Raw genomic sequence first — 13,571 nt, forward strand, 5'->3', positions numbered from 1 at the left:
CTGTCAGGAGCGCCGCTTCGGTGTCCAGGCCCAGATCATCTCGATCAGAATGGGCTCACGACCGTCACCATCCTGAATTTCGACCTGCACCGGCGTCTCACCTTTCTCGGTTTCGCGGATCAAACGCACCTGCTCGTCGCTCAAGGTCGCGGTAACCCGCATGTCGCCGCCGGCCCGTTTGACGAAATCTGCCTTGATTGTCTTGATCACCGGCACCCGGTCGTCCGGTACATTCATGCCGACCAGAAATCCCGTGGCCGACTCCGCAATCAGCAACGAGGCCACCGCATGCACACTGCCGATGTGGTTGCGAACGCGTCGGCGGTTGGCAAGGCTTATCACGCAGCGCTGATCGGTCAACGCTTCGATCCGGATACCTGCGGTGCCGGTAAAGGGCACCATCTTGCCGAAGAACAACGACAAGGCCCGGGTTCTGGCTGGCGATGGCAACAGATTGATTTTACTGACGATACGATTGAGCTTGTTATCCTGACTCATGAGATGGACTCTTTCAGGGATCGGAAAAGGGAGCCAAGCCTAACCGATTTGCCGAATGACCGGAATGGCCGGTCACTGTGACCATGACGGGTGCCACAGTCCCCGATATAATACGACTTTCGGCTTAGATGTCCGCTGCTGCCTGTTTGAACGGATTGGCAGCCACCACATGCCCGAAACAGGTTTGACGGAACCCCTCTCGCAAAAAAGGAAAGAAACATGAGCGACCTTAAAGCGCAATTCGAAGACGCCGTCCGTTACATCCAAACCGCCGAGGGCGACTTTCAGCCTTCCAACGAGCTGAAGCTGGAATTCTATGCGCTTTACAAGCAGGCAACCGAAGGTGATGTCAGCGGCAAGAAGCCCGGCATGATGGATATCGTCGGACGCGCCAAATACAATGCCTGGGACAAGGTCAAGGGCCTCTCCGCAGACGAGGCCATGCAACGCTATGTCCACCGCCTGGAAGAACTCCGCCAGAAGCACCGGTAACCCCAGTAGGGGGCACCTTCATGCCTGGCGGCCGCCGTTTCGGGCCGCCCCAACTATTTTTGATGTTTTACAGGGATTTTAAGCGCACTGTCATGGACGACAGGCAGCATAACAATAACAACGCAGTAGGACTCAATTTCCATGGACATGACAGAAGCCCTCGAGCAAAGCCGCTCTGGCCTCCTGGCTGAGGTATACGGTGCGCTGCAACCCCTGCATCTCAATCAGCGCACCCAGCAGACTTACCTCCACTGGATCACGCGCTTTATCCTCTATCACGGATTGATCGACGCAAACCAGCTTGCGCCCAGCCACCGGCAACAGTTTCTCGACTATCTGGAAAGACGCCTCAGTGCGTCCAGGGCGCGAATAAACCAGGCACAGCAAGCGCTGGCTTTCTTCTATGAACGCGTACTCGGACAGCCAGTTGATCAGCCGGCCGCCCAGGCCGGCTGATCAAGCATCAACGCGAAATAACGTTGTAATGCGAGGTCTGGTAAACCCGGTTGGAGGGTAATTGCAGGCTGTGTTCATCGGTGAACGTGACCCCGGGGACCGAGCGAGGATCGCGATAGTTGAAGGTCACAGGAAAAGTTGGTGCCGTAGAACCGTCTCGTTGCTGCTTGTTCTGGAACGCCAGCGGATCGGCACCTGGCTGATCTTCCGACACGATTCGAGGCTCTTGCGACAGACCCGCAGCCGGCGCTTCAAGCCCGCCTTCGATCACCGCATTGGAAAGCGCCGTCTTATCCATCGGTTTGAACGGAATCGTATCGAGAGTACTCAGTTTCTTATGCTTGAAAGGGCCATCTTTCTGCACGTCCTGCGACTTGCTATCCGCCAGGGTGGCGGTGGAGGCGCTGGCCAGCATAAGCCCCAGCGAGGTGAGAAGGAGTGCTTTTCGAAACGGTTTCATGGCCTGATCCCTGTTTTACGATGTTCGAACCTATCCTCAAGCACGGCTTAACCGATCATCACTACCGTCCACCACGCCAATTGGTACGCTCTCACCAAAATAGCCGTCTGAACATTTTATAACCGGTTAAAGCAAGTTCATTAGAAAATGTTACAGAATGTGACCATTATCAAAGTTTGAAGTTCCGCCTGCAATGCCCACCGCTTGTCCTTTCGAGCCAGCCAGCAAAAGTCGCCGCCCTTGCCGCTTTGCCCGCACGACGCAAACGCTACCCCTCATAGCGAATCTCAACAAGATACCAGAGCTGTTGACCCTGCGGCGTTGCCACGCGAATTTCATCGTCGACCCGCTTGCCCAGAAGCGCTCGAGCCATTGGCGCATCGATGCTCAGATAGCCCTTCTCCAGATCGAATTCGTCCGGTCCCACCAGGCGCCAGGTAGCAGTTTCACCCTCCTCATCCTCCACGGTGACCCAGGCGCCGAAATAAACCCGGGAGCGATCTTCCGGCAAGGTGTCCACCACACTCAGTTCATCCAAACGCCGCGTCAGGTAGCGCACTCGCCGGTCTATTTCGCGAAGCCGCTTCTTGCCGTAGATATATTCCGCATTCTCGGACCGGTCGCCCAGTGCCGCGGCTTCGGACACCGCCTGCGTCACCTTCGGTCGCTCCTCCTTCCAAAGGTACTGCAGTTCCTCGCGCAGGCGCTTGGCACCTTCGGGTGTGATATAGCGTGCACTACGCGGTTGGGGAGGACGGTATCGGCTCATTGCGGACTCTTCGACCAGGTCTACGGAAAATTCGGCGCATGCTCTGCACCCTCAGCCCTTGCCATCAACCAGGCTTCGGCCCGCCAGTGTATCGCAGGTTGGCAAAAAAAAACCCCGCAGGAGCGGGGTAAGGCTAGCGCTGTCTTGGAGGGAGCAAATAACAATCAGAGAGCACAGAACAAGAATCGTGAAGTAGTGACGACCTTGCTTGCAGTATCTATCTTACGGATCACGCCTTACCTCCCGGTGGCCACACGATTACGCTTTAGTAAGATGCTGATCGGACAAAAGGCGTTCGCCAGGTGAAGTAGGTTGTGCACTCTATTTTTTCTTTTTACGATGCGCCCATCGCATGTCAGGCTGCTAGCGGCAACGGCGGACGCCTTTTCACAACGCCTGTCATCCACCACTTCAAGCACATCGACAAAGGGGAGTCGCTATGGATATGAACAAGCTGTTGGAGCGCGCACTCATCGGGCTCGACGATATCGGCTATCGTCTGGATTCCCTCGGTATCACGAGCAAGGTCAACCGACACACCGTGATCGCCTACCTGATGAACGAGCAGAAGTATTTCGAGGGCGAGGCGGACAGTCTGAAAGCCCGCTTCGAAAACCGGAAATTCCAGCTTGCGCAGGCCTTCGACAAAATTGAAAGCCTGGCGATGGGCGGTGTTGACCTGGTGTTGCAACCGGCACGGTCCACCATGGCCAGCGTACGCGGCATCCTGAAAGTCTAAATCGACGTCCTGTCGGGTAAGATGCAAAACGGAGCCGAAAGGCTCCGTTTTGCGTTTATCAGGCCCGGTCTGCTTCCGTGTCCTGTGGCGATGCGTTTTTATCGGGGAGGAGCAGGTCCCGCTTTCGCGCCGGCCGGAAGCGTGGCAGGCGGACCGTAATACTGAGCCCTGGCTGCGGCTTCCCGGGATAGTGATCCGCCAGCTCGATCCGGCCCTGATGCATGTCTACCACCGCACTGACCAGACTGAGTCCGAGACCGTTACCCGGTAAGGAGCGGCTTTTGGCGACCCGATAGAAGCGCTCGAAAACCTTACTTTTCTCGCTGTCCGGCACCCCGATACCACTATCCGCCACCTCCAACAGGGCATCATTGCCCTCCTGGCCGACCATGATGTCGATCGTCCCGTTTTCAGGCGTATATTTGATGGCATTGTCGATCAGGTTGCTGACTGCCTGGAACAGCAGATCACGGTCCGCCTCCACCATCACGTCCTGCCGGATATCCAACACCAGGGACTGGGATTTCTCCTCTGCCAGCACCTCGTACAGCTCACAGGCATCCTTGACCAGGGGGCCCAGTTGCAGCGGTGCCTTATCGTTGGAGCGACCGGTCATCTCCAGACGCGCAATACGCAGCAGGGCATTGAATGTCGCCAGCAACTGGTCTGCCTCCGACACCGCCCGCGCGACCTGATCCCTGGCACCTTCATCCTGCACCGTCAGCAGGGTATTTTCCAACTGGGTCCGCAGCCGGGTCAGCGGCGTTCTCAGGTCATGGGCAATACTGTCGGAAACGTGGCGAACGCCTTCCATCAGGTGAACGATCCGATCCAGCATCTGGTTGAGATTTTCTGCCAGCTGGTCGAAGTCATCGCCCGTTCCCCGCGTCGGTATTCGCAGGGCCAGGTGCCCGTTCATGATGCGGCGCGATGTCTGATTGATCACTTCGATCCGTCGCGAGGTACTACGACTGATCATGAAGCCGCCCACCAGGGCCAAGCCGAGCGTAATACCCATCCCCCAATCGACAGCCCGCTCGATCAGGTGCTTCAGCGTCATCAACTCCTGGACGTCGCGGCCTACGAGCAAGCGCAGGCCGCCCTGCACCTCGAAGACCCTGGCCCTCGCCAGATGCGGTTTCCCCATCCAACCGACCTGGTCGTCGAGCATGAAATTGATCCAGCCGTTGTTGACCTGGACCTTGTTGGGCCAGGCGGACAGGTTTCCGGCCAGTTTGATGTAGTCACCCGTGGTGAACAGGTAGAGGGATTTGCCGTTGGGGTCGCGGGCAACCCGCTCGCGAATGATCGCTATAAGACCGTTGATTCCGCGGCTGCGGTATTGCTCCGCCAGCCCGGTGATCTCCGCCTCGATGGTCTGGTCGGTCTGGCCGGTCATGAAACCGGCAGTGCGCCAATAAATAAAAGCCAGCAGCAGGAAAACCGACGTGGCGAAAACCACCATGTACAGTAAAGCCAGTTGAAAGGTAGACGTCCTAAGCTGACTGAGAATCTTCACGCAACATGTACCCTGCACCCCTGACGGTATGCAGCAACGGTTTTTCGAATCCCTTGTCGATCTTCGCTCGCAGGCGGCTGATATGCACGTCGATGACGTTGGTCTGAGGATCGAAGTGATAGTCCCAGACTTTCTCCAGCAGCATGGTCCGTGTGACCACCTGACCGGCATGCCGCATCAGGTATTCGAGCAGACGGAATTCGCGAGGCTGGATATCGATCGACTGGCCGGCCCGCTTGACGGTACGCGCCAGCAGGTCCATCTCCAGGTCCGCCACATGCAGCACGGTTTCCGTTTCAGAGGACTGCCGGTTGCGACGCAGCAGCACTTCCATCCGGGCCAGCAATTCCGTGAAGGAAAAAGGCTTGGTGAGATAATCGTCGCCACCGCCACGCAATCCTTCCACCCGGTCGTCGACATCACCCAGGGCGCTCAGAATCAGAACCGGCGTCTTGTTGCCGGTGGCCCGGATCGTCTTAATGATATTCAGGCCGTCCATACCCGGCAGCATGCGGTCGACGATCATGATGTCGTAGGACTCACCCGCCGCCAGTAAAAGGCCGGTCTTGCCGTCAGCCGCATGGTCGACGACGAAGTCAGACTCCTTGAGCCCCTTGAGCAGATAGCTCGCCACGTCCTGATCATCTTCGATCACCAATACGCGCACGCCGTTGTCTCCCCGTGGTTCAATCTCTACACCGAAGTTACGCTGTGTCGTTGTCACGCTAACATCGAACATCGTAATGAGCCATCTTTTCGAAGCTGAATGGTTACCCGATGACCAGGTCACCGGGCAAAAAAGAATGGACAAGTTTTCACCAATCCAGAACGAAGATTAGTTTCTGGCGACACGTAAGCCCAGTTACGATGTTGTAATGGCGACATTTCCCGCCTAGAAAGCGCCCAGCCAGCGGGACAGACTTTTCAGGCTAGCCACCGTCGTGGTGGACGGCCGATACTCGGCACTGACCCAGCCATCGTAACCCATTTCATCCAGCGCTTCGAAAATCCGTTCATAATTCAGCTCACCGGTCCCCGGTTCATGCCGACCGGGATTATCCGCGAACTGGATATGCCCGATCCGCGGCAAATGGCAAGCCAGGGTCCTCAGGATATCGCCTTCCATAATCTGCATATGGTAGATATCGTACTGCAAACGCAGGTTGTCGCTACCGACAGCATCCATCACCGCCAGCGCCGAGGCAGAGGTATCGAGCAGAAAGCCCGGCATATCGACACGGCTGTTGATCGCTTCGACGACCAACTCGATCCCCTCTCTGGCAAGCTGCGCTGCCGCCCAATCGAGGTTGGCGATCAGCGTATCGCGGGCGCGCCCCGGGTCAAGGTCTGCCGGCCGCACACCGGCGAGGCAGTTCAAACGTTTGCAGGCAAGTGTCTTGGCATAACCGACAGCCGTTTCCAGACCCCGCCGGAACTCGTCATCCCGGCCAGGTAGGCAGGCGATTCCTCGCTCACCGGACTCCCAGTCGCCGGCCGGCAGGTTGAACAGCACCTGGGTCAACCCCTGATCGCCCAACCGTGCGGCAAGATCGGATGCACTCCAGGCATAGGGGAAGAGGCACTCAACCCCCCTGAAGCCCTGAGCACGTGCCGCCGCATAGCGATCGGGGAAGTCGTGTTCGTTGAACAATAACGTCAGATTGGCTGCGAGACGGGGCATTTCAGGATTCCTCATGCCGATGAGGGGTCTTGCCACCCATATGGACCTGGTTGAGGGCCTCCAGTTGCAGGAGCAGGCCGCTGTGGTCCACTTCTCCCTTGCCCTCCGCGATCAGCGCCAGATACGCCTCATAGGTCCTGCTCGCCAAGGGCAACGTCAACCCTTCGAGGCGAGCCTCATCCAGCACCATGCGCATATCCTTGAGCTGGATACGGGCTGGAGCGCCCGGCTGAAACTGACGCTGGATCATGCGCTCGCCATGCAACTCCAGAATCCGACTGGATGCAAAACCACCCATCAACGCCTCACGGACCGCCGCTGGGTCTGCCCCGCCCCTGGCGGCCAGCAGCAACGCTTCAGATACCGCGCCGATAGTGATTCCGACAATGGCCTGGTTAGCCAGTTTCGCCAACTGGCCCGCGCCGACGGGGCCGATACGAGTCACCCGCCCCAGACATTCCAGCACCGGCATCACCTCATCGATATCCTCATGACGCCCCCCGGCCATAATGCTCAGATTTGCGGCCCTCGCGCCGTGGGTACCCCCTGACACCGGCGCATCAACGTAGCGGATATCCTGCCCATCGAGCCGGGCAGCATGCTCCCTCGCCAACGCCGGCGGAATCGAACTCATATCGATGACCACCGCACCAGGCCGGATGGCGGACGCCGTGCCCAGCCCAAACAACACCTCGTCGACGACCGGACCGTTTTCCAGCATGGTGATCACGATGTCAGCCCGAGCCACGGCCTCACCCGGCGTCCCCGCCACATGCGCCCGGCCGGCCAGATCGGCCACCTTGGCTGCCGTGCGGTTCCACAGCGTCATTGGAAAGCCGGCCTTCAGCAGGTTTTCCGCCATAGGCCGGCCCATCAGGCCTATGCCCAAAAAGGCAATATGGGGTCGTATCGTCATGATTCAGAGGCTTCTTCAGCTCAACGAGAAGCCCATCATACCGGGCGGGACAAAGTGCGATAAAGCATCAGGGGACGGCACTGCACGTTCGGCATAAAAAAGCCGCTCGTAAGAGCGGCCCTTATTACTACCGAAGCGATCGTTGAAACGGGATCAGGCCGCTTCATCCATCTGCTTGCGGATTTTCTTCATTGCATTCTTTTCCAACTGGCGGATACGCTCAGCAGACACACTGTACTTGGCAGCCAGCTCATGCAGCGTTGCCTTGTTCTCAGCCAACCAACGCTGGCGCAGGATATCCTGGCTACGTTCATCCAACGCCTCGAGAGCCTCCAGCAGACGGGTGTTGGAATCCTCTGTCCAGTCGGCTTGCTCGGCCTGTTGGGCCGGATCGTACCGACGATCTTCCAGGTAGTAGGCCGGAGCCTGCCATGCCTGATCCTCATCGTCGTCCATCGGGCCATCGAACGCCGTATCCTGCGAGGCCAGTCGCCCTTCCATCTCGCGCACGACCCGAGGCTCGACACCGAGATCCTCCGCAACCGCCGTGACCTCATCGTTGGTCAGCCAGGCCAGACGCTTCTTGGCACTGCGCAGATTGAAGAACAGCTTACGCTGGGCCTTGGTCGTGGCGATCTTCACAATGCGCCAGTTGCGCAGGATAAACTCGTGAATTTCTGCCTTGATCCAGTGAACCGCAAAGGACACCAGACGCACCCCAAATTCGGGGTTGAACCGCTTTACGGCCTTCATCAGACCGACATTACCTTCCTGGATAAGGTCCGACTGCGCCAGACCGTATCCTGAATAGCTCCGCGCGATGTGTACGACAAAGCGCAAATGCGACATGACCAAACGACGCGCCGCCTCAAGATCGTTATCCTGGTGCAGACGCTGTGCCAGTTCGCGCTCTTCCTCCGCGCTGAGCATCGGGATGGTATTGACCGCCTGGATATAGGACTCGACGTTTCCACCCGGAATCAGTTTGTCCACTACCAGTAATTGGTTTCCCATTCTTGCCTCCACAACTCAGCAACCGCTGACTATATCATTTGCCGGCTTCGACAACCAGCATGCACATTAGTTCCCCAAAAGCCTTTTAACTTCTTTAATTTCAAACAGTTAATAAATAAGCAATGGGAGGGACGTGCTTAGTCGTTCATTTCATTGATTACTATTCATAGCACGTCAGGCGCAGAGTTCAATACGGGCAAACCACAACCCGGCACGCCTTCAGGTCGGTTCGATGGCCCGCAAATGGCGCTTCACCGCAAACCAGGCGCCCAGCCAGCCAAACAGCATGCCGACCAGCAACAGCCCGAGACTCCCGGAAAAACCGGGACCGGAAAGCTCGAAGCGGCTCCCGTAAAGCGACGCCAGATGGGAGACCGGCTCGTTCAGCCAGGCAAGCGCCACCTCCACCAGCAGCATGGCCACAACGCTGCCGCCCAGCCCATACCAGAGGCCGGTGTACAGGAATGGTCGCCGGACAAAGGCGTCGGTGCCACCGACCAGCTTGGCGACCACGATCTCATCGCGCCGGTTCTCGATGGCCAGCCGGATCGTATTCCCAATCACCAGGACCACTGCTGCCGCCAGGACCAGCCCCAGAATCCAGATCGCATTGACCAGCACGCCGGCAATGGCGTTCAGGCGCTCCAGCCACGCAAGATCCACCTGCACACTATCCACCTGTGGCAGAGCCTGCAGGCTCTGCACCAGCGTTTTCAACGAGGCGGCGTTCCTCATCATATCCATGGGAGAAACCACCAGCGTGTCCGGCAGTGGATTTTCCTGCAGATAATCCAGTGCGTCCCCCAGGCCAGAGGATTGGCGGAAGCGCGCCAGGGCCTGCGCCTTGCTGATGTATTCCACATCCGCGATGGCCGGGCGCGCCTTGAGCGTCTGCACCAATTGCAGCGCCTGATTGCTGTCGACATCGGCCTTCAGGTAAACATTGATCCGCGCCGCCTGATCCCAGCCGCTGCTTAGCGACTGAACCGCCCCCAGCACCAGCATGAGACCTACCGGCAACGCCAATGCGATCCCCATGACAAGCCACGTCATGAGGCTGGCGACCGGCGCGCGCAGCATGCGACGCAGGCTGCCTGCCGCACTCTTGCGGTGGTGGGCCAGATAGCTGTCGAACAGATCCCGCACCGGGTTTCGGGCAACGGCGGCGCCACGCTGCCCCGTCCGCACCTGCTCACTGCCACGACGGGGTTCAGTCGCCATACATCGCCTCCTCGTCCGGCATGACGTCACCCTGAACCAGGTGGCCATTGTGCAACGTCAATACCCGCCGCCCCAGATGGCGGATCAGGGAAATATCATGACTGGCAATCAACACCGTCACACCCACCTGATTGAACTGTTCAAACAGGTGCATGATGTCCGCGGACAGTTCGGGGTCAAGGTTACCGGTCGGTTCGTCCGCCAACAGGACTGGCGGCTTGTTGACGACCGCACGAGCGATCCCGATACGCTGCTGCTCACCACCGGACAGGTGCACCGGATTCAGTTTTTCCTTATTCAGCAACCCCACCTTGTCCAACGCCGCCCGCACGCGCCGCCCTATTTCCCGGGGCGACACACCCATCACCTCCAGCGGTAACGCCACGTTGTCGAAGACGGTCCTGTCGAACAGCAACTGGTGATTCTGGAAGACCACCCCGATATGACGGCGGATATAGGGAATCTGGCGGCGCGGCACCCGATCGAGGTACTGGCCGCCGACGACAACGCGCCCCTCGGACGGGCGTTCCATCAGCATGACCAGCTTCAACAGGGTACTCTTCCCCGCACCTGAGTGGCCGGTCAGGAAGGCCATTTCGCCCCGATCCAGATGGAAACTGACCGCCTCCAGCGCCGTATGCCCGCCTGCGTAACGCTTACTGACCTGCTCAAACTGGATCATTGAAACATCCCGTCACTGGCCGGCCTCTCCGGGCCGGTCTTCCGGCCGTCAATCGAAGAGAGCCTGCACGAATTCCTCTGCGATGAATGGACGCAGATCCTCGATCTGCTCGCCAACACCGATAAAACGGATCGGCAGCTGTAACTGACGGGCAATGGCAAAAATAATTCCCCCCTTGGCCGTGCCGTCCAACTTCGTAAGCGTAATGCCGGAGACGCCCACGGCTTGCTGGAAGACCTGCGCCTGACTCAACGCATTCTGGCCGGTGCCCGCATCGAGTACCAACATCACTTCATGCGGCGCCTCCGGGTCCAGCTTCTTCATCACCCGGACCACCTTCTGCAATTCGCTCATCAGGTTGTCTTTATTCTGCAGACGACCGGCAGTATCGGCGATAACGACATCGATACCCCGCGCCTGGGCGGACTGGACAGCATCGAAAATGACGGAAGCACTGTCAGCCCCGGTATGCTGTGCGACGACCGGCACTTCATTACGCTCGCCCCAGACCTGTAGCTGTTCGACAGCCGCCGCCCGGAAGGTGTCTCCGGCCGCCAGCATGACCTTTTTGCCTTCGGACTGAAAGCGTCGCGCAAGTTTACCGATGGTCGTGGTCTTGCCGACACCATTGACCCCGACAACCAGGATCACAAAAGGCTTCTTCTCTGCAGACAATTGCAGCGGCGAGGTGCTGTGCTCGAGGATACGGTGCAGCTCCTCCTTCAATGCCGCCTGAACGGCTTCGCCGTCTTTCAACTGTTTACGTTCCAGCTTGTCGGTCAACGACTGGACGATTTCAGTCGTTGCAGTGACCCCGACGTCAGCCATCAGCAGCAGCGTCTCGATCTCCTCCAGAACGTCGTCATCGATACGCTTGCCGGCGCCCACCAACCCCGCCAACTGCTGGGACAGGTTGCCTCGGGTCTTGGCCAGGCCACGACGCATACGCTGGAAGAGACTGACTTCCGCCTCCGGCTCCGCGACCGGCGCCTCCGCCACTACCGGCTCGACAGCCGGGGCTTCCTCAACCGCTGCCGGCGCTTCCTTTGCCGGTTCAGCGACCTTCGGCTCCTCGACCGGCTCAGCCTTCGCGGTCGGCACCTGCTCGACAGGTGCCTGCGCTTTACCCTCTAGCGGCTTCGCCCCCGGCGCCTCTTCGGGAGGACGCTGGGTGACACGCGGCGGACGGGGCCGCTGCCGGCGGCGAACCGCCACATCTATCGCGAAAGCCAGGACCAATAGGATCAGCAGGCCAAGCGTTATCCACTGTTCAGTCATCGTTCAGGTTCCGTCGTTACACATTATCTACCGGAGGCAGGAGGAGACCGCCCTTCGACCCGAGACCGGAACAGCACTCGGGTCGCCTTCACGGCGCAAAGGGCTATCCGGAGCGGCCTCAACGACACTGAGTGCCACGAAGCATCCCCGAATGCGGTGCCATACCGCATGAATGTCGCGTATTCTAACGGGCGGTTCGAGGGCCGTCCAAACCATCCCGGCCCTAACCTAGCCGAACGGAGTTTGACCATGTGTCCACCCAGACCCCAAAAATCCCAACGACCCGGCCGCGGCAGGCGTGATGCAACGGCCGCCGAGTCGCGGTTACGCATTATCGGCGGCCAGTGGCGCAGCCGCCAGATCAGTTTCCCCTGCACGGAAGGCCTGCGCCCGACGCCGGACCGTGTACGTGAAACCCTCTTCAACTGGCTTGCCGCCTACGTACCCGGCAGCCGCTGCCTGGACCTGTTCGCCGGCAGCGGAGCCCTGGGACTGGAAGCATTGTCCCGCGAAGCCAGCAGCGCCACCTTTGTCGACGCTAACAGCCAGTCGGTCCAGGCGCTGCGTCATAACCTGAACCAGCTCGGACTCGCCGACGATCAACGCGCCACAGTCATCGCCAGCGATGCCTTGGCCTATCTCCGGGCGGGCGCCACAGAAGCCTGCGACATTATTTTCCTCGATCCGCCTTTCCGCCAGGGTTGGCTGGAACGGTTACTGCCCCTGCTGGAATCCGGCGGCTGGGTCCATCCCGGCAGCTGGGTCTACATAGAACATGAGCGGGAGCTAGTCACACCTTCGGTTCCCCCCCGCTGGCAGTCATATCGTCGCAAGGAAGCCGGCCAGGTCGTGTATACGCTCTACCAGATCCCCTCTCAGCCCCAGGAAGGAACCACGCCATGAAGGCCACCCGTCTCATCGCACTCATACTGATCGTAATCGCCCTGGTCGCAGGCACCCTGTATTACGGCTTCCCCGGCACTGTAGCCACATTGGCCCGTCACGCGGAACTGGCGGCAGCCGATCTGCACACCGAGAACATACAGGTCGGCGATCATCGCATCCATTATGCTATCGGCGGCAGCGGCGAAACGGTGCTGATGCTACACGGCTTTGCTGCAGACCTATATAGCTGGCCACGTATGGCGCGGAGCCTGACGACACACTATCGCGTTGTTGCACCGGACTTGCCCGGCTTCGGCCTCAGCAGCCAGGTACCCTCGGACAACTACGATATCGCCCATCAGGTGGAGCGGGTTCGGGCCTTTATGGACCGGCTGGGCATCAAGCAGGCACACCTGGTCGGCAACTCCATGGGCGGCTGGATAGCGGCTGACTTCGCTGCCCGCTACCCCGACCGGGTAAAAACCCTCACCCTTATCGACACCGGCGGCATCACGACACCGCGCCCCAGCGTACTCATGAAGGACCTCGAAGCCGGCAGGAACCCCCTGGTCGTGCATAACAATGCCGATTTCGACCGGTTGCTGAATCTTGTTTTCTACCGCCAACCCTGGTTGCCGACACCCCTTAAAAAATACTTTGCCGACGAAGCCATCACCCACGCGCCCTTCAACGACAAGATCTTTAACGACCTGAAAGACAATTACCTGGCCCTTGAACCCCTGTTACCCGCCATCAAGATGCCCACACTGGTCATTTGGGGAGCGCACGACCACATCATCGACCCAACAGCCGTTCGCGTCCTGCAGGCAGGCCTGCCGAACGTTACGGTCAAGATTCTGAATACCGGGCATGCGCCCATGCTGGAGCAGCCCCTGGCAACGGCAGATGAATTCCTGGATTTCCTGAAGGCTCACGGCGACTGAGCACACAAAACAAAAAA

The 13,571-nt window shown here is 59.1% G+C and carries 16 protein-coding genes; 5 read left to right on the top strand and 11 right to left on the bottom strand.

What is annotated here, in order from left to right:
- Positions 1-3 precede the first annotated feature (3 nt).
- Positions 4-498, bottom strand: coding sequence for a DUF4442 domain-containing protein (locus tag CLR77_RS04025; protein ID WP_097459275.1), 495 nt, complete (start codon positions 496-498; stop codon positions 4-6).
- 219 nt (positions 499-717) lie between these two features.
- On the opposite strand from CLR77_RS04025, the gene CLR77_RS04030 reads away from it, so the two are divergent.
- Together CLR77_RS04030 and CLR77_RS04035 are read left to right on the top strand one after the other, a co-directional pair.
- On the top strand, positions 718-990 hold the full coding sequence (locus CLR77_RS04030) for an acyl-CoA-binding protein (protein ID WP_097459276.1): 273 nt from the start codon (positions 718-720) through the stop codon (positions 988-990).
- Between the two features lie 141 nt (positions 991-1,131).
- Complete coding sequence (locus tag CLR77_RS04035; RefSeq protein ID WP_097459277.1) at positions 1,132-1,446, top strand: site-specific integrase; 315 nt, start codon at positions 1,132-1,134, stop codon at positions 1,444-1,446.
- A gap of 7 nt (positions 1,447-1,453) precedes the next feature.
- Here CLR77_RS04035 and CLR77_RS04040 read toward each other — a convergent pair whose 3' ends face one another.
- Positions 1,454-1,906: a hypothetical protein gene (locus tag CLR77_RS04040; protein WP_097459278.1), complete on the bottom strand. Its 453-nt coding sequence runs from the start codon at positions 1,904-1,906 to the stop codon at positions 1,454-1,456.
- A 268-nt stretch (positions 1,907-2,174) separates the two neighbouring features.
- Positions 2,175-2,675, bottom strand: coding sequence for a transcription elongation factor GreB (gene greB, locus CLR77_RS04045; protein WP_097459279.1), 501 nt, complete (start codon positions 2,673-2,675; stop codon positions 2,175-2,177).
- 439 nt (positions 2,676-3,114) lie between these two features.
- Between greB and CLR77_RS04050 the strand changes: the two genes are divergently transcribed.
- Positions 3,115-3,414, top strand: a complete 300-nt coding sequence (locus CLR77_RS04050) for a hypothetical protein (RefSeq protein ID WP_097459280.1) — start codon at positions 3,115-3,117, stop codon at positions 3,412-3,414.
- A 58-nt stretch (positions 3,415-3,472) separates the two neighbouring features.
- Here CLR77_RS04050 and CLR77_RS04055 read toward each other — a convergent pair whose 3' ends face one another.
- From CLR77_RS04055 to ftsY, 8 genes are all read right to left on the bottom strand, one after another.
- Positions 3,473-4,933: an ATP-binding protein gene (locus CLR77_RS04055; protein WP_097459281.1), complete on the bottom strand. Its 1,461-nt coding sequence runs from the start codon at positions 4,931-4,933 to the stop codon at positions 3,473-3,475.
- Positions 4,911-5,600 (bottom strand): winged helix-turn-helix domain-containing protein, encoded by a 690-nt coding sequence (locus tag CLR77_RS04060; RefSeq protein WP_097459682.1) that lies wholly within the window; start codon positions 5,598-5,600, stop codon positions 4,911-4,913. The genes CLR77_RS04055 and CLR77_RS04060 overlap by 23 nt, the downstream gene beginning before the upstream one ends.
- A gap of 225 nt (positions 5,601-5,825) precedes the next feature.
- A complete protein-coding gene (hyi, locus tag CLR77_RS04065; protein ID WP_097459282.1) occupies positions 5,826-6,614 on the bottom strand; it encodes a hydroxypyruvate isomerase in 789 nt (262 codons plus the stop codon).
- 1 nt (position 6,615) lies between these two features.
- Positions 6,616-7,530, bottom strand: a complete 915-nt coding sequence (locus CLR77_RS04070) for an NAD(P)-dependent oxidoreductase (RefSeq protein ID WP_097459283.1) — start codon at positions 7,528-7,530, stop codon at positions 6,616-6,618.
- A 153-nt stretch (positions 7,531-7,683) separates the two neighbouring features.
- Positions 7,684-8,544 carry an RNA polymerase sigma factor RpoH gene (gene rpoH / locus CLR77_RS04075; protein ID WP_097459284.1) on the bottom strand — a complete coding sequence of 287 codons (861 nt, stop codon included), beginning with the start codon at positions 8,542-8,544 and terminating at the stop codon, positions 7,684-7,686.
- A 219-nt stretch (positions 8,545-8,763) separates the two neighbouring features.
- Positions 8,764-9,765, bottom strand: a complete 1,002-nt coding sequence (gene ftsX, locus CLR77_RS04080) for a permease-like cell division protein FtsX (protein WP_097459285.1) — start codon at positions 9,763-9,765, stop codon at positions 8,764-8,766.
- Entirely contained in the window at positions 9,755-10,447 is a 693-nt protein-coding gene (gene ftsE / locus CLR77_RS04085; protein WP_097459286.1) for a cell division ATP-binding protein FtsE, read from the bottom strand. Before ftsE ends, ftsX begins: the two co-directional genes overlap by 11 nt.
- 48 nt (positions 10,448-10,495) lie before the next feature.
- On the bottom strand, positions 10,496-11,725 hold the full coding sequence (gene ftsY / locus CLR77_RS04090; RefSeq protein ID WP_097459287.1) for a signal recognition particle-docking protein FtsY: 1,230 nt from the start codon (positions 11,723-11,725) through the stop codon (positions 10,496-10,498).
- Between the two features lie 249 nt (positions 11,726-11,974).
- Here ftsY and rsmD point away from each other — a divergent pair, with 249 nt between their 5' ends.
- Complete coding sequence (gene rsmD / locus CLR77_RS04095) at positions 11,975-12,628, top strand: 16S rRNA (guanine(966)-N(2))-methyltransferase RsmD (protein ID WP_097459288.1); 654 nt, start codon at positions 11,975-11,977, stop codon at positions 12,626-12,628.
- Positions 12,625-13,554 carry an alpha/beta fold hydrolase gene (locus CLR77_RS04100; protein ID WP_097459289.1) on the top strand — a complete coding sequence of 310 codons (930 nt, stop codon included), beginning with the start codon at positions 12,625-12,627 and terminating at the stop codon, positions 13,552-13,554. The genes rsmD and CLR77_RS04100 overlap by 4 nt, the downstream gene beginning before the upstream one ends.
- Positions 13,555-13,571 lie beyond the last annotated feature (17 nt).

This window comes from Mangrovitalea sediminis, from assembly GCF_002514725.1.
Classification (GTDB): domain Bacteria; phylum Pseudomonadota; class Gammaproteobacteria; order Pseudomonadales; family Oleiphilaceae; genus Mangrovitalea; species Mangrovitalea sediminis.

Coding starts and splice junctions, on each gene's coding strand:
- rsmD (WP_097459288.1), top strand. CDS start 11,975: ATGTGTCCACCCAGACCCCAAAAATCCCAACGACCCGGCCGCGGCAGG.
- CLR77_RS04100 (WP_097459289.1), top strand. CDS start 12,625: ATGAAGGCCACCCGTCTCATCGCACTCATACTGATCGTAATCGCCCTG.
- hyi (WP_097459282.1), bottom strand. CDS start 6,614: ATGCCCCGTCTCGCAGCCAATCTGACGTTATTGTTCAACGAACACGAC.
- ftsY (WP_097459287.1), bottom strand. CDS start 11,725: ATGACTGAACAGTGGATAACGCTTGGCCTGCTGATCCTATTGGTCCTG.
- CLR77_RS04050 (WP_097459280.1), top strand. CDS start 3,115: ATGGATATGAACAAGCTGTTGGAGCGCGCACTCATCGGGCTCGACGAT.
- CLR77_RS04070 (WP_097459283.1), bottom strand. CDS start 7,530: ATGACGATACGACCCCATATTGCCTTTTTGGGCATAGGCCTGATGGGC.
- greB (WP_097459279.1), bottom strand. CDS start 2,675: ATGAGCCGATACCGTCCTCCCCAACCGCGTAGTGCACGCTATATCACA.
- CLR77_RS04040 (WP_097459278.1), bottom strand. CDS start 1,906: ATGAAACCGTTTCGAAAAGCACTCCTTCTCACCTCGCTGGGGCTTATG.
- rpoH (WP_097459284.1), bottom strand. CDS start 8,544: ATGGGAAACCAATTACTGGTAGTGGACAAACTGATTCCGGGTGGAAAC.
- ftsE (WP_097459286.1), bottom strand. CDS start 10,447: ATGATCCAGTTTGAGCAGGTCAGTAAGCGTTACGCAGGCGGGCATACG.
- CLR77_RS04035 (WP_097459277.1), top strand. CDS start 1,132: ATGGACATGACAGAAGCCCTCGAGCAAAGCCGCTCTGGCCTCCTGGCT.
- CLR77_RS04030 (WP_097459276.1), top strand. CDS start 718: ATGAGCGACCTTAAAGCGCAATTCGAAGACGCCGTCCGTTACATCCAA.
- CLR77_RS04025 (WP_097459275.1), bottom strand. CDS start 498: ATGAGTCAGGATAACAAGCTCAATCGTATCGTCAGTAAAATCAATCTG.
- ftsX (WP_097459285.1), bottom strand. CDS start 9,765: ATGGCGACTGAACCCCGTCGTGGCAGTGAGCAGGTGCGGACGGGGCAG.